Annotated in this window: 1 protein-coding gene; it reads left to right on the forward strand. The window is 66.9% G+C overall.

The annotated features are described in order from the left end of the window. Nucleotides 1-153: 153 nt before the first annotated feature. Nucleotides 154-363, forward strand: a 210-nt coding sequence (locus tag SZN_RS42150; protein ID WP_139063701.1) for a hypothetical protein, incomplete at its 3' end; no start/stop codon positions are given.

Here is a 363-nt window from a genome sequence, read left to right on the forward strand (position 1 = left end):
CCAGGTCGTAGCCGGATTCCGTCGTGGTCACGATGCCGCCTTCTCCTGCGGAGCCCGGGGATTCCAGGCCCGCTGCTATGCGTCTTGCCGAATATCTCATTGCCGCCATACTATACGGACATGCGAATAGTTCCAGTTGTGGAGGCCACCCGTATGCCCCAGCGCCTTAACACCCCCGCCCCGGCGGCGTCGGCTGCCGATGAGGTGCCCTGCACCCATCTGGACACGGTGGCCAAGTTCTTCCGCGCCCTGTCGATGTACGACGTCCTGCAGTGCATGCCGACGATCCCGGGCGCGGTCGGCGCGTTCCGCCGCTCGGCCCTGGAGCGCGTCGGCGGCATGAGCGACGACACCCTCGCCGAG

Origin of the sequence: Streptomyces zinciresistens K42 (assembly GCF_000225525.1) — a bacterium.
GTDB classification, from domain to species: Bacteria; Actinomycetota; Actinomycetes; order Streptomycetales; family Streptomycetaceae; genus Streptomyces; species Streptomyces zinciresistens.